Origin of the sequence: Xanthomonas sp. NCPPB 4037 (assembly GCF_041475695.2) — a bacterium.
Lineage (GTDB): Bacteria > Pseudomonadota > Gammaproteobacteria > Xanthomonadales > Xanthomonadaceae > Xanthomonas > Xanthomonas campestris.
This window is the reverse complement of the sequence record NZ_CM191261.1, coordinates 5044892-5062500: the sequence shown is the minus strand read 5'-3', so window position 1 is coordinate 5062500 and position 17609 is coordinate 5044892. Positions and strand designations below refer to the sequence as shown.

General features: G+C 64.4%; 12 protein-coding genes, 2 rRNA genes and 2 other RNA genes (1 of these 16 cut by a window edge). 11 read left to right on the top strand and 5 right to left on the bottom strand.

Annotated elements, in window-relative coordinates:
* The 3 genes from ACCQ01_RS22210 to mutM all read left to right on the top strand — a co-directional run.
* Positions 1 to 1746: ribosomal RNA gene (locus tag ACCQ01_RS22210) — 23S ribosomal RNA — on the top strand (it extends 1137 nt beyond the left edge of the window).
* A 127-nt stretch (positions 1747 to 1873) separates the two neighbouring features.
* Positions 1874 to 1988: ribosomal RNA gene (gene rrf, locus ACCQ01_RS22205) — 5S ribosomal RNA — on the top strand.
* Positions 1989 to 2530: 542 nt separating this feature from the next.
* A complete protein-coding gene (mutM, locus tag ACCQ01_RS22200) occupies positions 2531 to 3346 on the top strand; it encodes a bifunctional DNA-formamidopyrimidine glycosylase/DNA-(apurinic or apyrimidinic site) lyase (RefSeq protein WP_228424458.1) in 816 nt (271 codons plus the stop codon).
* Between the two features lie 200 nt (positions 3347 to 3546).
* Here mutM and ACCQ01_RS22195 read toward each other — a convergent pair.
* Positions 3547 to 3621, bottom strand: a non-coding RNA gene (locus ACCQ01_RS22195) — sX9 sRNA.
* A gap of 118 nt (positions 3622 to 3739) precedes the next feature.
* On the opposite strand from ACCQ01_RS22195, the gene ACCQ01_RS22190 reads away from it, so the two are divergent.
* Positions 3740 to 4545, top strand: a protein-coding gene (locus ACCQ01_RS22190; protein ID WP_372358838.1) for an IS5 family transposase whose coding sequence is annotated in 2 segments (ribosomal slippage) — positions 3740 to 4070 and positions 4070 to 4545 — 807 coding nt in all. Because the reading frame shifts where the segments join, the coding sequence is not laid out codon by codon here.
* A 13-nt stretch (positions 4546 to 4558) separates the two neighbouring features.
* On the opposite strand, the gene ACCQ01_RS22185 is transcribed toward ACCQ01_RS22190, so the two are convergent.
* Positions 4559 to 4633: non-coding RNA, sX9 sRNA (locus tag ACCQ01_RS22185), on the bottom strand.
* Between the two features lie 348 nt (positions 4634 to 4981).
* On the opposite strand from ACCQ01_RS22185, the gene ACCQ01_RS22180 reads away from it, so the two are divergent.
* Positions 4982 to 6100, top strand: a complete 1119-nt coding sequence (locus ACCQ01_RS22180; RefSeq protein WP_228433624.1) for a DUF4380 domain-containing protein — start codon at positions 4982 to 4984, stop codon at positions 6098 to 6100.
* 72 nt (positions 6101 to 6172) lie between these two features.
* Complete coding sequence (locus ACCQ01_RS22175) at positions 6173 to 7774, top strand: OpgD/OpgG family glucan biosynthesis protein (RefSeq protein WP_228433626.1); 1602 nt, start codon at positions 6173 to 6175, stop codon at positions 7772 to 7774.
* A gap of 27 nt (positions 7775 to 7801) precedes the next feature.
* Here the strand turns inward: ACCQ01_RS22175 and ACCQ01_RS22170 are convergent, their stop codons facing one another.
* Together ACCQ01_RS22170 and ACCQ01_RS22165 are read right to left on the bottom strand one after the other, a co-directional pair.
* Positions 7802 to 9049 carry a GAF domain-containing sensor histidine kinase gene (locus ACCQ01_RS22170; protein WP_011270100.1) on the bottom strand — a complete coding sequence of 416 codons (1248 nt, stop codon included), beginning with the start codon at positions 9047 to 9049 and terminating at the stop codon, positions 7802 to 7804.
* 348 nt (positions 9050 to 9397) lie between these two features.
* A complete protein-coding gene (locus ACCQ01_RS22165) occupies positions 9398 to 10027 on the bottom strand; it encodes a thymidine kinase (RefSeq protein ID WP_115573886.1) in 630 nt (209 codons plus the stop codon).
* A 132-nt stretch (positions 10028 to 10159) separates the two neighbouring features.
* Between ACCQ01_RS22165 and rep the strand changes: the two genes are divergently transcribed.
* The 3 genes from rep to ACCQ01_RS22150 all read left to right on the top strand — a co-directional run bounded on the left by rep (position 10160) and on the right by ACCQ01_RS22150 (position 14186).
* The gene (rep, locus tag ACCQ01_RS22160; protein ID WP_228433628.1) at positions 10160 to 12136 is read left to right on the top strand and encodes a DNA helicase Rep; all 1977 of its coding nucleotides are present in this window, start codon (positions 10160 to 10162) and stop codon (positions 12134 to 12136) included.
* Between the two features lie 416 nt (positions 12137 to 12552).
* Positions 12553 to 13101, top strand: coding sequence for a GNAT family N-acetyltransferase (locus ACCQ01_RS22155; RefSeq protein ID WP_228433630.1), 549 nt, complete (start codon positions 12553 to 12555; stop codon positions 13099 to 13101).
* Between the two features lie 50 nt (positions 13102 to 13151).
* Positions 13152 to 14186 carry a DUF4272 domain-containing protein gene (locus ACCQ01_RS22150; protein ID WP_225041029.1) on the top strand — a complete coding sequence of 345 codons (1035 nt, stop codon included), beginning with the start codon at positions 13152 to 13154 and terminating at the stop codon, positions 14184 to 14186.
* A gap of 265 nt (positions 14187 to 14451) precedes the next feature.
* Here the strand turns inward: ACCQ01_RS22150 and ACCQ01_RS22145 are convergent, their stop codons facing one another.
* Entirely contained in the window at positions 14452 to 15120 is a 669-nt protein-coding gene (locus ACCQ01_RS22145) for a YceH family protein (RefSeq protein ID WP_228433632.1), read from the bottom strand.
* A 368-nt stretch (positions 15121 to 15488) separates the two neighbouring features.
* On the opposite strand from ACCQ01_RS22145, the gene ACCQ01_RS22140 reads away from it, so the two are divergent.
* Positions 15489 to 16445 (top strand): 5'-nucleotidase, lipoprotein e(P4) family, encoded by a 957-nt coding sequence (locus tag ACCQ01_RS22140; RefSeq protein WP_228433633.1) that lies wholly within the window; start codon positions 15489 to 15491, stop codon positions 16443 to 16445.
* Positions 16442 to 17173, top strand: coding sequence for an orotidine-5'-phosphate decarboxylase (pyrF, locus tag ACCQ01_RS22135; protein ID WP_228433635.1), 732 nt, complete (start codon positions 16442 to 16444; stop codon positions 17171 to 17173). Before ACCQ01_RS22140 ends, pyrF begins: the two co-directional genes overlap by 4 nt.
* Positions 17174 to 17609: the final 436 nt, after the last annotated feature.

The window sequence follows — 17609 nt, the reverse complement described above, 5'->3', positions numbered from 1 at the left end:
GCTTGGGGTGCGTAAAACTTCGGTTTTATGCGCGGTAGAGGAGCGTTCCGTAAGCCTGCGAAGGTGGATTGAGAAGTCTGCTGGAGGTATCGGAAGTGCGAATGCTGACATGAGTAACGATAATGCGGGTGAAAAGCCCGCACGCCGAAAGCCCAAGGTTTCCTTGCGCAACGTTAATCGACGCAGGGTTAGTCGGTCCCTAAGGCGAGGGCGAAAGCCGTAGTCGATGGGAAGCAGGTTAATATTCCTGCACCTCGCGTGAGTGCGATGGAGGGACGGAGAAGGTTAGGTGTACCGGGCGTTGGTTGTCCCGGGGAAAGGCGGTAGGTTTGGATCTTTGGCAAATCCGGGATCCTTTAAGACCGAGCACCGAGACGAGCCTTTATGGCGAAGTCACTGATACCACGCTTCCAGGAAAAGCTCCTAAGCTTCAGCTCACGAAGACCGTACCGTAAACCGACACAGGTGGGTAGGATGAGAATTCTCAGGCGCTTGAGAGAACTCGGGTGAAGGAACTAGGCAACATGGCACCGTAACTTCGGGAGAAGGTGCACCCTTTTTGGTGGCTCATGCGAGCTATAGCTGAAGAGGGTCGCAGAAACCAGGCCGCTGCGACTGTTTATCAAAAACACAGCACTCTGCAAACACGAAAGTGGACGTATAGGGTGTGACGCCTGCCCGGTGCTGGAAGGTTAATTGATGGGGTCAGCCGCAAGGCGAAGCTCTTGATCGAAGCCCCAGTAAACGGCGGCCGTAACTATAACGGTCCTAAGGTAGCGAAATTCCTTGTCGGGTAAGTTCCGACCTGCACGAATGGCGTAACGACAGCGGCGCTGTCTCCACCCGAGACTCAGTGAAATTGAAATCGCTGTGAAGATGCAGCGTTCCCGTGGCAAGACGGAAAGACCCCGTGAACCTTTACTATAGCTTTACACTGAACGTTGAGTTCGTCTGTGTAGGATAGGTGGGAGGCTATGAAACTGTGGCGCTAGCTGCAGTGGAGCCAACCTTGAAATACCACCCTGTCGTGCTTGACGTTCTAACCTAGATCCGTTATCCGGATCAGGGACCGTGTATGGTGGGTAGTTTGACTGGGGCGGTCTCCTCCTAAAGAGTAACGGAGGAGCACGAAGGTACGCTCAGCGCGGTCGGACATCGCGCACTGTGTGCAAAGGCATAAGCGTGCTTGACTGCAAGATCGACGGATCAAGCAGGTACGAAAGTAGGTCTTAGTGATCCGGTGGTTCTGTATGGAAGGGCCATCGCTCAACGGATAAAAGGTACTCCGGGGATAACAGGCTGATACCGCCCAAGAGTTCATATCGACGGCGGTGTTTGGCACCTCGATGTCGGCTCATCACATCCTGGGGCTGTAGTCGGTCCCAAGGGTATGGCTGTTCGCCATTTAAAGTGGTACGCGAGCTGGGTTCAGAACGTCGTGAGACAGTTCGGTCCCTATCTGCCATGGGCGTTGGAAGTTTGAGAGGGGCTGCTCCTAGTACGAGAGGACCGGAGTGGACGAACCTCTGGTGTTCCGGTTGTCACGCCAGTGGCATTGCCGGGTAGCTATGTTCGGAAGCGATAACCGCTGAAAGCATCTAAGCGGGAAGCGCGCCTCAAGATGAGACTTCCCGGGGCACAAGCCCCCTAAAGGAACCATATAGACTATGTGGTTGATAGGTCAGGTGTGTAAGTACAGCAATGTATTGAGCTAACTGATACTAATGATCCGTGCGGCTTGACCATATAACCTCAAGTTGCCTTGGTCCCAACGAACGTTGGAAGATCCCCAAACGCAAGCTACGTCACAAGTTAACTATGCGAGACTGGGCGCCTTAATCCGTTTCTTGGATGGCGACGCTCCAACCGTCTCCCTGGTGAAATTAGCGCTGTGGAACCACCCGATCCCATCCCGAACTCGGAAGTGAAACGCAGCTGCGCCGATGGTAGTGTGGCTCAAGCCATGCGAGAGTAGGTCATCGCCAGGGGCTTTACCCGAAACCCTCAGTCCAACAGGACTGAGGGTTTCTTTTTGCCTGCGATTTGACTAAAGACAGGACCATCGGCCAGAAGATGGCCGTAGGCGACGCGCTCGGTCCTAGCGATTTAATCCTGACTCGGCTTGGACACGCTTGCTCTGATGTTGGTGCGCAGCGCCTCTAACAAAGTGCAAAGTGCCCTGCGGAGAGGCTGCGTGGATCGACCGCTTCTAAGCCACTTAGCTGCTCAGCCTGGCGTTATACGTAAGCGCTATGCGTAAAGATCTTGGCCTCTTCGGCACCGGGTAATAGGCATTTACTGACGCTGCTGCTGCAGAGATGAGTGGTGTGCCTAGCAACATGCGAGGTGTGAGCACATTCCTGCAGAGCCGCCACGTGTCTAGATCACTTGGTAAGTCCGGTAGACGGCTAGAATCTGCGGCTGCACGCGGGGATCTAGGTCCGCTCATACCGCCATAGCAGTTGTGTTTGCCTGCCTGCACCACCATGTGGTGTGCTCCGGTCTGTTGCCGTGTGTCGAGTCGATCTGCATGCCTGAGCTTCCCGAAGTAGAAACCACCTTACGTGGGCTGGCCCCGCATCTGGTGGGGCAACGCATCCATGGCGTGATCCTGCGACGGCCTGACTTGCGGTGGCCGATCGCAGAGCAGATCGAACAGTTGCTGCCAGGCGCCACGATTACCGATGTGCGTCGGCGGGCGAAGTATCTGCTGATGGATACCGATGCAGGCGGCAGTGCAGTGCTGCATTTGGGGATGTCAGGCAGCCTGCGGGTCTTGCCGGGCGATACGCCACCACGCGCGCACGACCATGTGGATATCAGCCTGCAGAATGGGCGCGTCCTGCGGTTCAATGACCCACGCCGCTTTGGTTGCCTGTTATGGCAGCGCGATGGCGAAACGCATGAGCTGCTGGCCAGCCTTGGGCCCGAACCATTATCTGGTGCATTTACTGGCGATTATCTGCACGCATTGGCCCGCGGTCGCCGTGCGGCGGTCAAGACGTTCTTGATGGACCAGGCAGTGGTGGTCGGTGTTGGCAACATCTATGCGGCAGAAAGCCTGCATCGCGCAGGAATCAGCCCGCTGCGGGAGGCTGGCAAGGTGTCGCTGGAGCGCTATCGGCGGTTGGCGGATGCAGTGAAGGAGATTCTGGCATATGCGATTCAGCGCGGTGGAACCACGCTGCGCGATTTCATCAGCCCGGACGGCGCGCCCGGTTATTTCGAGCAGGAATTGATGGTGTATGGCCGCGAAGGCGAAGCCTGCAAGCACTGCGGCCGCGAGTTGAAGCACGCCACAATCGGCCAACGCGCCACGGTGTGGTGTGCGGCTTGCCAGCGCTAGCTGCCTTTCAAATACATACAGTGCGACGGAGCCAAGCGTCACTTCGTAAGCAGCTACTTGCTGCTTAAACGTCGCCTCTTCCTGAAATCTGTCGAATCATCGACTGCATCCACTATGTCACTTTGTAAGCCGCTACCTGCGGCATAGACAGAGCAGCATGGCTTCCAGCTAACGCCTGTCTGTATCACGCGACTAAGAGCGGCTAACAAAACGTAGCGAGCAGTCGTCAGGTGGGTGCGGACGGCGCGGAGGAACCGGAATGTACGTGGGTACATGCCGATTCCGAGCACCGGCCGCGCCCGCCTGACGGCTGCGCAGTAGTTTTGATAGCTGCTCTAAGAACGGCTAACAAAATCGTTTGACTATTGTTTCGCTGTCCGCAAAATTGTGGGCATGACACGTCGCAAAGAGATCCCCATTGCGCTGTGGAAGCGCATCGAGCCGCTGATTCCCCAAGTGAAGCGTTCGCCCAAAGGTGGACGGCCGCGTATCAGTGATCAGCAAGCCCTCAACGGCATCGTCTATGTCTTGCGCACCGGCGTACCATGGGAAGACCTGCCTATGGAACTGGGCTACGGAAGCGGCATGACCTGCTGGCGCCGGTTGCGTGATTGGCAAGCCGCCGGTGTGTGGCATCGTCTGCATCAGGTGTTGCTGACCGAGCTGCGTCGCGCCCAGACGCTGGATCTGAGCCGAGCCAGTCTGGATGCCGCCAGCGTGGCCTCCCCCCGGGGGGCGCCTACACCGGGCCAAACCCGACCGACCGCGGCAAACTCGGCAGCAAACGGCATCTGATCGTGGACCGCAACGGCGTGCCCTTGGCAGTGTGCGTCACCGGCGCCCATCGGCACGACTCGGTCGTGTTCGAGGAGTTGATCGACGCCTTGCCGCCAATTGGCGGCAAACCAGGGCGCCCGCGACGTTGGCCAGACAAGTTGCACGCCGACAAGGCGTACGACATTGATCGCTGTCGCGCCTTCCTCAAGCAGCGCGGCATCATTGCGCGGATCGCACGCAAGGGAATCGAGCGCAACGACCGGTTGGGCCGTCATCGCTGGGTCGTCGAGCGCACCCATGCCTGGTTCGCAGGCATGGGCAAACTGCGCATCCGCTTTGAACGCCGCATCGATCTCCACCTGGCGTTGCTCTCGCTTGCATGCTCCATCATCTGCTTACGGCTTCTTCCTGGGTTTTGTTAGCGGCTATAAGAGCGGCTAACAAAACGTAGCGAGCAGTCGTCAGGTGGGTGCGGACGGCGCGGAGGAACCGGAATATACGTGGGTACATGCCGATTCCGAGCACCGGCCGCGCCCGCCTGAAGGCTGCGCAGTCGTTTTGATAGCTGCTCTAAGTTCACCACTGCCACGTTGTAAGTCGCGAGCCGCGGCGTAGATGCAGCAGCTTCCAGCTGAGGCTTGTTGGCATTCGCCAAACGCATCCACCGCATCACTTTGTAAAACCGCCAGCCGCTGCATGGACGTGCAGCGGCGCTTCCATCTGATGCGTATCGGCATTGCGTCTACGTTTCGCATTATTCGGTGCTTTGCCAGTTGCACCTGCAGACATCGGCAGCGCTCGCTCCTGCAGCGCACTTGCTGGTGTGCTGCGCACCAGCGCGCCACAATTGGCTGATCGATGGATGCGGAGTTGGGCATGGCGAAGGTGGTGCGCTTTCCTGTGGTGGCGGTCATGGCGGGACTGCTCGTGTTGCCCTCGGCGGGCAGCTGCGCAGACACTGCAGCCCCTAAGACGCCCCCCGCCATCGAACGCCTCACGCTCGGTAACGAGGTGATCAAAGTGACGGCCACGCCGTCGTTTGGTGGGCGGATCCTGGCGTTTCAGCTGCGGGGCCAGCCGAGCGTGCTCAAGCTCGGGACGGCGGTGGAACAGCAGCCGGCACCGCAGGTGTCCGCCACTGCAGGCGATATCGCTTACCTGGGGCATGACGTCTGGGTTGGCCCGCAAAGCCACTGGTGGCTGCATCAACAGGCCAATCCACAGCGCAAGGCAGCAGGCGCAGTGTGGCCGCCGGACCCGTATCTCTCGCTGGCGACGACGCGGGCCACAACACACGACGCGACGCAGCTGGTGATGGACGGCGTGCCTAGCCCGGTGACGGGCGTGCAACTGCGCAAGCGTGTTGCCCTGTCGCCTTTGCGCCCGGACACCATCGACGTGCAGGCCAGCGCCCGCAACATCCGCACCGAGCCGCTCAGCTGGGATCTGTGGTTCAACACGCGTGTGGCTGCAGATACGCGGGTGTTCGTGCCGGTGGCGGACGCGGCCGATCTACGCCTGCAACCACCCAGCGATCCCGGTACCGTCGCGCCGCGTTATCAGCTTGAAGGTGGCCTGTTCGTCTTGAGTGCCGACAGGCGCGCGGACACGTTGATCCAGCGCGGCAAGCTGCTGCTGCAGCCGTCCGCTGGCTGGATGGCTGGTTTTGCCGGCACGCAGGTGTTGTTGATTCGCTTTGCGCACCAGCCGAAGGCGCGTATCCATCCCGAACAAGGACAGGTGGAACTGTATCTGGACGCGCCCCCGCGGCACCCCGAACACGGTCTGCTGGAAATGGAGGTGCACGCGCCGTATCGCACGCTCGCGCCCGGTGCCGACATGCAGGCGCAGGAGCAATGGACGCTGCTGCGCTATACCGGGCCCAACGAGCCGCAGGCGCAGCGGCAATTCCTGTGCAGCAAGGCGCAGGAGCTTGCGTTGACTAATGCCTGCGCCGATTCGCCTGCGGTGCCCTGAGTAGCGCATAACGTCTGTGCCGGGCGTTGGTGTGGCTATGATGTAGCCCACACCACCGATCAGATCCAGCGCATGCAACGACGCCACTTCCTGAAGAATGCCGCCGCCGCCCTGGCTGCGCTCGGTTTGCCGGCGCTGCCGCAGTGGGCGCTGGCGGCCAAGGCAGTGGGGCTGCGTCGCCTGGGCCAGCCGCAGCCGTTCGACTATGCGTGGCTCAAGGGCCAGGCGCGTGCATTGGCCAAGGCGCCCTACAAAAGCCACAAGCAGGTGTTGCCTGGCCCGCTGGAATCCTTGAACTGGGATCAGTACCAGTCGATCCGCTACCGCCAGGATCACGCGTTGTGGGCCGACGGCAACGGCAAGTTCCAGGCGAAGTTCTTCCATCTGGGCCTGTACTTCCACACCCCGGTGCACATCTACGACATCGTCGATGGCAAGGCGCAGCAGTTGGCGTACGACCCGGCGGCGTTCGATTACGGCCGCAGTGGCCTGGGTGGCAAACAGTTGCCCAAGGACCTGGGGTTTGCCGGCTTCCGGCTCAACACGCGCAAGGATACCGACCGCGATTTCTCCGCGTTCCTGGGGGCGAGCTATTTTCGCGCGGTAGGCAAGGAAGGCCAGTACGGGCAATCTGCGCGGGGGCTGGCGATTGATACCGGTACCGGTGGGCCGGAAGAATTTCCCGATTTCATCGCCTATTACCTGGAACAGCCGGCCGACGATTCGGACACGGTGGTGGTCTACGGCTTGCTGGATTCGCCCAGCGTGTCCGGCGCGTACCGCTTTGCCATCACCAATGGCGAGGTACTGGTGATGGATATCGACAGTGCGTTGTATCCGCGCAAGGCGATCGAGCGGCTGGGCATCGGCCCGTGCACGAGCATGTACCAGACCGGCGAGAACGACCGCCGCATGGACTGGGACTGGCGCCCGGAAATCCACGATACCGATGGCCTGGCGATGTGGACCGGCGGCGGCGAGTGGATCTGGCGGCCGCTATGCAATCCGCCGCACCTGCGTTTCAACATGTTCGTGGACGAGAACCCGCGTGGCTTTGGCCTGCTGCAGCGTGATCGCAACTTCGATCATTACCAGGACGACGGCGTGTTCTACGAGAAGCGCCCGTGCCTGTGGGTGGAGCCCAAGCGCGGCTGGGGCAAGGGCTCGGTGCAGTTGGTGGAAATCCCCACCGTGGACGAGACCTTCGACAACATCGTGGCGTTCTGGAACCCGCAGGCCAAGCCGCAGCCGGGGCAGGAGCTATTGATGGGGTACCGCTTGTACTGGGGCGCGCACCCGCCGGCCAGTTCGCCGCTGGCACAGTGCGTGGCCACGCGCACCGGGCTGGGCGGCATCGTGGGCCAGAAACGCAGCCATTTCTCCTGGCGCTTTGCGGTGGATTTTGTTGGCGGTGAACTGGCTGCGCTTGCCAAGGACCCCAAGGCCAAGGTCGAAGCGGTGCTGCAGGTGTCGCGCGGCACCACCGAGATCGTCTCGGCGCGGCCACTGCACGAACTCAAGGGCTACCGGGCGATGTTCGACCTGGTGCCGCCGGATGAGGGCACCCAGCAGATCGACATCCGTCTGTTCCTGCGCGCCAACGGTAAGCCGTTGACCGAAACCTGGCTGTACCAGTGGACGCCGCCGCCGGCGAGCGAACGCAAGATCTACTGACCTGCGTTGCCGGGACCCTGGCCGTGCTTAGGCCGGGGTCGAGCGGTTGTCGACCAGCTGCATCCGCGCACGTGGGCGCTGGCAGGCCAGCTCCACGTGGAAACAGGTGCCGTCCTTGCCGCTGGTGATGCGCAGCTCGCCCTGATGGGCCTGCGCGATCTGTGCGGCCATGTGCAGGCCCAGGTCGACCTCGGGCAAGGCACGCCCGGCGGTATGCACATGCGTGGAGGCATGCAGGACGTCCAGCCGGCGTGGTTCGATGCCGTCCAGGTTGCAGACTTCGATGCGCAGCCGGCCTTGTTCGGTAACCGCGATGGCCTTGATCAGCGAACTCTGCTGGCCTTGCACCACTGCGTTGATCATCAGGCTGCCGAACATCTGCGCCAGCCGGATGGCATCGCCATGCACCGGTTCGTCGATGGCCACGTGCGCGGAAAGCACCTGGTTGGGATAGGCGGCGCGGGTTTCGTCCACCACCTGCGAGAGCGCATCGAGCAGGTCGCTGCCGTTGCCGTAGTCCAGCTGCAGCCAGTCGCGTTCGATGCCGCGTGCGAAATCGCTGGCGAAGTCGATCAACTCTTCCATGCGCCGCAGGCTGCGCTGCAGCGAGCGGATGGCGCCGCCCTGGCGCTGGCTGAGTTGGTCGATGGACAGCATGTCCACCACCGCATGCATCGATTGCAGCGGGTTGCGCAGGTCGTGGCCGAGGATGCCGATGAACTCTTCGCGCAGCCGTGCCGAGGCGCCGACGCGTCCGAGTTCGCTGCGGGCTTGCCGCGATTCCAGCGCGCTCTGTTCGGCGCGGAGTTCGGCCTGGATCTGCGCGCCCAGCAATTGCGCGAGCAGTTCGATCTTCTCCACCAGCGGCGCATCCATCACGCGCGGCTCCGGGTCCAGTGCGCACAAGGTGCCGAACACGCTGCCGTCGTCGAGACGGATCGGCACCGACACATAGCTCTCGAAGCCATACAACTTGGGCGAGGGATGGTCGCGGTAGACCGGGTGCTGCGAGGCATGGCCAAACGACACCGCCTGGTTACGCAGACGCACGCCATCGCAGAACGTGGTGGCTAGCGGCAGTTCGTCGCCGGGTTGCAGACCGAAGGCGAGCGTGTCCTGCACCTGGCAGGTGACCCAGCGCGCATCGGTGACCCGGGCAACCGCGGCAAAGCGCATGCCGGTGAGGCGGGTGAGGATGGTCAGCACATCGGGGACCGACGACAGCCGGCCGACACGCGCGACATCGGCGTGCAATTCGGGAGGAAGCTGACCCATGTGTTTCTTCCCGGACCGTGATGGGCGCAGTTTACAGGAGCCCGGTTGCGTCCGGTTGTGAGGGCGCGGCGTTGCCGGCGCAATCGCGTGCGGTGGTCTGACGATTGGTATAACGCGCTGATACAGCGGTATGTCGCCCGCTGATGGCTGACCCCGCTGGCAGCTGCCGATGCTGTGGTGTGGAGTGGTGTGGAGCCTGCACGCGCGCCACCTGGCACGCGCGCCTGCATCGGCAGCGACAGCGCGGAAAGGCGATCGCCGCCAGCAAGGTTGCAGACCTCGTGTCCTTGTCCAACGCACCACGGTTCCCGGCACTCGGCCGGCGTGCGCGTCGTGCCGAAGCGCGACTTACGCCGGCGGCAACGGCAACGCGATCTGCAGCGGGTCGATCCGGCCTTCGCCACGCATGATCTTCTTGAACTCGGCGCGGCTGACCGAGACATAGCGCTCGTTGCCGCCGATCTCCACCTGCGGGCCGTCCTGCACCGCATGCCCCTGCGCGTCCACGCGCACGGTCATGGTGGCCTTGCTGCCGCTGTGGCAGATGGTCTTGATCTCTTCCAGCTCATCGGCCCAGGCCAGCAGGAACTGGCTGCCTTCGAACAGCTCGCCGCGGAAATCGGTCCGCAACCCGTAGCAGAGCACCGGGATGCGCAGGCGGTCGACCACCTCGCTCAGCTGCCAGACCTGCGCGCGGCTGAGGAACTGCGCCTCATCGACCAGCACGCAGTGCAGCGGGCCGTGCGCGGCAATGTCGTGCTCGATCAGCTGCAGCAACTCGGTCTGGCGGTCGAAGGTCTGCCCATCGGCGCGCAAGCCGATGCGCGAGGCGACCACGCCGCTGCCGGCGCGGTGATCGAGCTTGGGCGTGAGGATGGACGTGCGCATACCCCGCTCGCGGTAGTTGTGCGCCGACTGCAGCAAGGTGGTGGTCTTCCCGGCATTCATCGCCGAATAATAGAAATAGAGCTTGGCCATCGGGGGATTTTACCGGGCCGGGCCAGCGGCTGCCGGGTCAGGTGCGCAGGGCGCCGTGCAGCTGCATGAACCGGCCGCGGCGGACCGCCCGCAGTCGCGCCGGTACAATGGCCCGCTCTGTTGGAAGTCCCTATGCACGGTCTCAATCCCCCGCAAAGCGCTGCCGTCCTGCACTGCGAAGGTCCCTTGTTGGTGCTGGCCGGTGCCGGCAGCGGCAAGACGCGCGTGATCGTGGAGAAGATCGCGCATCTGATCGCCATCGGCCGTTATCCGGCCAAGCGCATCGCCGCGATCACCTTCACCAACAAGTCGGCCAAGGAAATGCGCGAGCGTGTGGCCAAGCGTATCCGTGGCGACGGGGCCGACGGGCTGACCATCTGCACCTTCCACGCGCTGGGGTTGAAGTTCCTGCAGATCGAGCATGCCGCGGCCGGGTTGAAGCGTGGGTTTTCGATCTTCGATTCCGACGATGCGGCCGCGCAGATCAAGGACCTGATGCATGGGGCCAAGCCCGATGCGATCGAAGACGCCAAGAACCTGATTTCGCGGGCCAAGAACGCCGGCATGTCGCCCGAGCAGGCGATGGCCGCAGCGCGTAGCAACCGCGAGAAGGAAGCGGCCAGCCTGTATGAGCGCTACCAGGCGCGGCTGACCACCTTCAACGCGGTGGACTTCGACGACCTGATCCGCCTGCCGGTGCAGATCCTGGAGGCCAACGAGGAGATCGTGATGGGCTGGCGCGAACGCATCGGCTACCTGCTGGTCGACGAGTGCCAGGACACCAACGATGCGCAGTACAGGCTGCTGAAGATGCTGGCCGGGCCGCGCGGCAACTTTACCTGCGTGGGCGACGACGACCAGAGCATCTACGCCTGGCGTGGCGCCAACCCGGAAAATCTGCAGCAGATGGGGCGCGACTACCCGGCGCTGGAAATCATCAAGCTGGAGCAGAACTACCGTTGCTCCAACCGCGTGCTGCGTGCGGCCAATGCCTTGATCGCGCACAACCCGCACGAGCACTTGAAGACCCTATGGAGCGACCAGGCTGACGGTGAGCGCATCCGCGTGTGGGAGTGCCGCGACAGCGAGCACGAAGCAGAAAAGGTCGCCGCCGAGATTTCGTTCCTGGGCACGGCCAAACAGGTGCCGTGGAGCGACTTCTGCATCCTGTTCCGTGGCAACTTCCAGTCGCGGCCACTGGAAAAGGCGCTGCAGCTGCTGCGCGTGCCGTATCACCTGACCGGTGGCACCGCGTTTTTGGAGCGGCAGGAGGTCAAGGACCTGCTGTCGTGGCTGCGGTTGATCGTCAACCCGGACGATGACGCGGCATTCCTGCGTGCGGTGCAGTCGCCCAAGCGCGAAGTGGGGGCGACCTCGCTCGCGCGCCTGGCAGAACTTGCCAGCGGCAAGTCGGTGCCGATGTCGCGTGCGGCCGAATCGATGGGCGCCTTGCAGCATCTGCCGCCACGTGCGGCCAACGGCCTGAGCGCGTTCACCGACATCCTGCGCGAGTTGCGCCAGCACGCCAGCAGCATGCCGGCGGGCGAGTTGGTGCGCTTGCTGGCCGACAAGTCCGGCCTGCTCAACGACCTGCGCAATCAGTCCAAGGACGAAGCCGGGTTCCAGCGCCGCAAGCGCAACCTCGATGAGCTGGCCGAATGGTTCGAAGGCGGCCCGCGTGGCGCCAGCGCCAGCGATCTGGCGGCGCAGTTGGCGTTGCTGTCGCGCAACGACAAGGACGACGGCGGCAACCAGGTGCGCATGATGACCATGCACGCGTCCAAGGGCCTGGAATTCCGCTACGTGTTCATCGTTGGCTGCGAGGACGGCGTGCTGCCGCACGAGGTCAGCCTGGAAGAAGGCAACCTGCAGGAAGAGCGGCGCCTGTTGTACGTGGGCATCACCCGCGCCAAGCAGCAGTTGTGGATGAGCTACAGCAAGCTGACGCGCAAGTTCGGCGAGCATGTGCGACTGAAGCCGAGCCGGTTCTTCGACGAGATTCCGGCGGCCGAACTGCAACGCGACGGCGCCGACCCGGTGGCCGATGCCGAACGCAAGAAGGAACGCGCCAATGCGGGACTGGCGGCGATCCAGGCGTTGTTTGACTAACGCACGCTGCCAACACGTGCGTATGAGAGGCGGTAAGTCGCTGGTCGACGTCGATGCGCATCGCTTGCACGATGAGTCCCTGGGAGGGTTTCAAGCAGCGAGCTGATGCGCCGTGTTTGCGCGTGCTGCAGGCGTCTGGAATCCCGCAGCATCTGGTCGCATGCGTGCTGCGGCAGACGCCTTCTCAACCATGGCAACGATGCAGGCACTCTCGGTCATGCGCATAGCACGCGATCGCGGCGCGCAGCGTGCCAACTGCAACGAGTGGAGCAAGCTACTCATCACGTTGTCCCGCAGCACTTGTTGATGCTCCGCTGCGCGGATTTCATCCGGCGTGCAAACGCCTGCCACCCCACGACGCTGCGTCCGCACAGGCTTGCCACTGAGGCATCTGCACGGCAGGCTGGGTGTTCCTGATGCCGGAGCACACCGTGACCGTGGTGATCGAAACCCCGCGCCTGCGCTTGCGGACGCTTGATGCGGAGCGCGACGCCGACGCGATGCTGGCGTTGGTCAACGACCCCGCCTTCATCGCCGGCATCAACGATCGTGGCGTACGGACCCGCGAGCAGGCGCGCGTGCACCTGCGCGAGTGGGCGCAGGCGCATCAGGAGCGCCATGGCTTCGCGCACTGGGCGGTTGAAACGCGTGACGAAGGCGCCTTCGCAGGCACCCTGGGGTTGTTGTGCCGCGACACCTTGCCGGTGCCGCATATCGGCTTTGCGCTGTTGCCGGATTATCGCGGCAAGGGCTATGTGCGCGAGGCCGGGCATGCCGTGCTGCGGTATGCGCGCGATGTGCTGCGTCTGCCGCAGCTGTGCGCGATCGTGTCGCCCGACAACAGCGATTCGATTCGTGCGCTGGAACAACTCGGGCTGCAGCGGCAGGGGCTGCGGGTGCTGAGTCCGGGCACCGATGAAGTGCTGTATTACGTGATCGATCTTGGCCCTGGCGTGGACAGCTGAGCTGGCCTGCGGCACGCTGCCGGCCTGTCTTGCCGCCAAAAGGACGCGTCATGCCGTTGTTGGTCAATGCCTATTCCACGCTGCGCGATCCCGTGTGGCCGGATTTTCTGCCGCAGGCTGCGGTGCAGCACCGCGACCACACCGACCCGGAGTTGACCAACCATCTGCACGGGTTTGTCGGCTATGTGAGCCAGGCCGGCGATGGCCAGATGACGCAGGCGCGCTATCACCTGATGCGCCACGTGCAGCGGGTGCGCCAGCAGTTCACCTTCGAGGTGGACGATGCTGCCTTCGGTGCGTTGGCCACGTGGGCCGAGCAGGCCAACGCGGTGTGCTTCCTGGCCGATGGCAGCGTGCGCGACCCGCACGGGCACGTGCTGCTGAGCCAGGGCGAGCCGCCGCTCGATGACGATGCGCAGGTGCCGTATCCGCCGGACGCGCTGGAGCGCCGCGCGCGGCAGCAGGATCAGTTGGCCGTGCTGGGGATCCGCGTGCCGCCCAGCCTGCCACCGGTGCCCGGCGAGGCCGAAGCCCGGGTGCGCGATGCCACAGCCGTGGCCGAGCGCATGCGCGCGCTGTTTGCGGTGGCGCTGCGTGCAGAGATCCTCGCCGCGGGCGATCCACCGCCGTCGCTTGCCGAAATGGGCGCGCGGCTGCCGGGCCTGGCGGCAGCACTGTCACCGCAGGAGCTGGAATTTTTCGAGCAGGCGCAGCCGGATCCGCAGCAGCTGGCCAACTTCGGCTGGCGCTACGAAAGCCTGGCGACGCTGCAATGGGCGGCGGGCATGACCGACACGCTGCCGCTGCCAACCGATCTGTGCGATGTGCCGGGCGTGGCCCGGCGCGCGCTGGAGCACGCCGAGGCGCACACGCCGCCGGTGCTGGCGTTGCGCCCGCTGCCGGAGCTGCTGGATGCGCTGGACCGGCACCTGCGCCTGCACTGGGCAGTGCGCCAGGCCGGGCAGTCCAAGCAGCCGGTACCCGCCGGCGTCGTGCCTGGCGTGGTCTACGAGCGGCACTACGCGCTCAACTGGCTGCTGCATTTCGAAGATGCAGCCTGGGACGAGGTGGATACGCCGACCTGAGGGCGTGTTCTGCGGGTAGCGGTTTGTGACGGCGCTGCCATAGCGCCCCGCTGGTACTCCATCGCGCGTGCCGGCTGGAGTGCGGCAAGCAGTTTGGCTGCCCTGCTGCGGGCTGGTGCGCATGTGCCCAAAGCCGCCAGTTACCCTCAGGTGGCAGGCGGGCCTGCAAACGGCCAGGGCTGCACTTCAGCCGATCTGTCGCCGGCTAAGCGGCGTCTCGCTCCGAGGCCGCCACAAAACCGGCCACGCGCGACCTGCACTCTCCTCAGGCGCCAGCCGCATCCAGGCGTGCCTGTAGCGCGCTCAGCGCGTCCTGCAGCTCGGCCACGGTGGTTTCCAGGCTGAGCATGCGGGCTTCCAGCTCGCTGCTGTCGGCGCCGCCGCGTGCGCTCGGTGCCGCACGTGCGGCGGCGGCCTGCAGCGCCTCGAGGTCCAGCTCGCCGCTGAGCAGATGCGCGTAGCGGTCTTCGCGCTGGCCACTGGCGCGTGGCAGCTGCACGGCCAGGCCCCGCTGGATCAGCCGTTCCAGGTGATGGCGCACATCGTCGCTGTCGTTGAAGCGGGCCAGCCGCTCGCTGCGTGCAAACAGTTCGCCCAGCGTCTGCGGGCCACGCAACAGCAGCAGGCCGATGACCGCGACCTGTTGCCGGGTCAGGTCCAGTGCGCTGCCCAGCCTGTGTTCGTAGCGCTCGGCCCGCGAGGAAAACTGCTGGCGCACCAGGCCCAGGGTTTCCAGCTGGCGCAGCGCGTGATGCACCACGCCGGTCTGCAGGGTGAGCACCGGCTCGCGCGCGGTCTTCTGGTTGGCGGCCACCTGGGCGGCGTTGACGGTGAGCGGGTAGGCGTCCGGTGTGGTCGCTTCCTTCTCGATCAGGCAGCCGAGCACGCGGGCCTGGGCGGTATCGAGAACGGGCGTGGGCAATGTCTCTGTCATGCGGCGACTCCTGGGCGATCAGCCCGCAAGGATATGCCGATCCCGTGTCGGCGTTCTGCGCATCGTTCGCCGCGACGCTGCCGCCTTGCAGGGCCGTACGGTGCGTCGTGGTTGCGTCAGCCGCCGCTGTCCGTGCGGCCCGCAGCGTCTACGTGCACATGGATGGCGGGAGACGGCAGAAGGCCTGCGCACGCTGCGGGCCGCATGCCAACCAGGCGCACCGTGGTTGAAAGCGAGAAACCGCCTCGCCGCCTGCACGCCGCAAGACCCACCAGACACGAGGGGTGGCGCGCACGCGGCAGCCGAGGAGCAGGGCGCCACCACGCGAACCGGCTAAAATTGCGCGCTTCATTGCCGTTCCTGTCCTGGTGGATGCCATGCGCCCCTCGCTTCACGCACCGATGTCCCTGCTTGCCTGCGCCGTGCTGGCGCTGTCGGCCTGCAAGCCCACTCATGAAGAGACGGCGCAGCGCGCGCAAGCCGCTGCCGTGTCTGCCAATGCCGCCGCCAGCGCTACTGCGGGCAAGCCGGCGGCAACAGCCGGCGCGCCCGCCGGCGATGACAACCTCAATGCGGTGCTGTGGATGCAGCGTTCGGAGGAATACCGCGCCGTGGCCGAGCAGACCTACCGCGCCGCAGCCGATACCCTCGACGCCGCGCTCAAGCAGTCCAACTGGGACGCGCTGGTGCCCGAAGAACGCGGCAATGCCGCCACCGGCCTGAAGCCGGCGGTGGTGCTGGATGTGGACGAGACCGTGCTGGACAACTCGCCGTACCAGGCGCGCCTGGTGCGCGATGGCAAGGAATACGACGAACTGAGCTGGGACCAGTGGGTGGCCGAAAAGAAAGCCAAGCCGATCCCGGGCGTGGTCGATTTCGCCAAGGCGGCCAACGCCCGCGGCATCACCCTGATCTACATCTCCAACCGCGCCGTGCACCTCAAGGACGCCACCCTGGCCAACCTGCGCAGCGCCGGGCTGCCGGTGGCCGATGACAGCGTGTTCCTGGGCCTGGGCACGGTGGTGCCCGGCTGCGAGCAGAACGGCAGCGAGAAGAATTGCCGCCGCCGCCTGGCCGGTGAGAAGTACCGCGTGCTGATGCAGTTCGGTGATCAGCTCGGCGACTTCGTGCAGGTCACCGCCAATACCGGCACTGCCCGCGGCGCGCTGTTGCAGCAGTACCACGACTGGTTCGGCGAGCGCTGGTGGATGCTGCCCAACCCCAGCTACGGCGGCTGGGAGCCAGCCCAGTTCAACAACGATTATTCGCAACCCTGGCAGACCCGCCACGACGCCAAGCGCGCCGCACTGGAGCTCGCACGATGAACCGTCCCCCGTTACCGCTGGCCGCGCACGAGCGGCTGATCTTTGCGCTGGATGTGCCCGGCCATGACGAGGCCATCGCCTGGGTGGACCGCCTGGGTGAGTCGGTGACGTTCTACAAGATCGGCATGGAATTGCTGGCGTCGGGCGAGTACTTCCAGGTGCTCGATGCGCTGGCCAAGCGCAACAAGCGCGTGTTCGTCGACCTGAAGTTCTTCGACATTCCCGCCACCGTCGCCGGCACCATTCGCCGCCTGTCGCAATGGCCGGTGAGCTATTGCACCGTGCACGGCTGGCATGCCGGCATGCTCGAAGCCGCCGCCGCGGCCAACCAGGGCGACATGCGCCTGCTCGCAGTGACCGTGCTGACCTCGATGGGCCGGCCGGACCTGGCCGCGATGGGCATCGACCGCGAGCCGGTGGACGTGGTGGTGGAGCGCGCGCTGGCCGCCCAGGCCGCCGGCATCGACGGGGTGATCGCCTCCGGCCAGGAAGCGGGCATGATCCGCCGCGCCACCGGCCCGGCCTTTTCGATCGTCTGCCCCGGTATCCGCCCCGGCGGCCCGGTCGGCGACGACCAGCAGCGCACCGTGGGCGTGGCGCAGGCCTTTGCCGATGGCGCCGATGCCATCGTGGTCGGCCGCCCGATCCGCCTGGCCAACGACCCCGCCGCCGCCGCCGCCGCCATCCAGGCCGAAATCCGCGCGGCCGTGGTGCAGCACCGGGATTGAGGCTGCCGCGCGGCACATTCGGCGCCTAACAAAATCAATTAGTTAGGAGCTCATCTTTAAAGTGTTGCTTTAACGTTAAAGTCGACGTACGATGCCGGCGTCCGATGTCAGTCGGAAGTTGTGCCACGCATTGTCCACCGGGCTTGTCCCGGTTTTTGAAGGGATCGGGCCTTGTGCTCGATCCTTTTTTTTGACCGGTGGCCGGGCGGCCGCCAGCCATCGAGCGAAGCCACGTGGGAACTGACGCCCAAGTCATCGCGCCTGGGACGCGTCCGCGCCGCGCTGCTCGCTGGCGGCCAGCCATGCCTGATGCGGTGCAGCTTCGGGATGGTCTCAAGCCCGCACGGGCCGGAGCTGCCGCTTGTGGGTGCACCACGCCGTGTCGTCGACGTCGGCGGCGCGCGTAACGGCATCGCAACCCGGAAGGCACGCACTG

Bases quoted from the DNA above. Each gene is read 5' to 3' on its own strand.
- mutM (WP_228424458.1), top strand. From the start codon at position 2,531: ATGCCTGAGCTTCCCGAAGTAGAAACCACCTTACGTGGGCTGGCCCCG.
- ACCQ01_RS22180 (WP_228433624.1), top strand. From the start codon at position 4,982: ATGGATGCGGAGTTGGGCATGGCGAAGGTGGTGCGCTTTCCTGTGGTG.
- ACCQ01_RS22175 (WP_228433626.1), top strand. From the start codon at position 6,173: ATGCAACGACGCCACTTCCTGAAGAATGCCGCCGCCGCCCTGGCTGCG.
- ACCQ01_RS22170 (WP_011270100.1), bottom strand. From the start codon at position 9,049: ATGGGTCAGCTTCCTCCCGAATTGCACGCCGATGTCGCGCGTGTCGGC.
- ACCQ01_RS22165 (WP_115573886.1), bottom strand. From the start codon at position 10,027: ATGGCCAAGCTCTATTTCTATTATTCGGCGATGAATGCCGGGAAGACC.
- rep (WP_228433628.1), top strand. From the start codon at position 10,160: ATGCACGGTCTCAATCCCCCGCAAAGCGCTGCCGTCCTGCACTGCGAA.
- ACCQ01_RS22155 (WP_228433630.1), top strand. From the start codon at position 12,553: ATGCCGGAGCACACCGTGACCGTGGTGATCGAAACCCCGCGCCTGCGC.
- ACCQ01_RS22150 (WP_225041029.1), top strand. From the start codon at position 13,152: ATGCCGTTGTTGGTCAATGCCTATTCCACGCTGCGCGATCCCGTGTGG.
- ACCQ01_RS22145 (WP_228433632.1), bottom strand. From the start codon at position 15,120: ATGACAGAGACATTGCCCACGCCCGTTCTCGATACCGCCCAGGCCCGC.
- pyrF (WP_228433635.1), top strand. From the start codon at position 16,442: ATGAACCGTCCCCCGTTACCGCTGGCCGCGCACGAGCGGCTGATCTTT.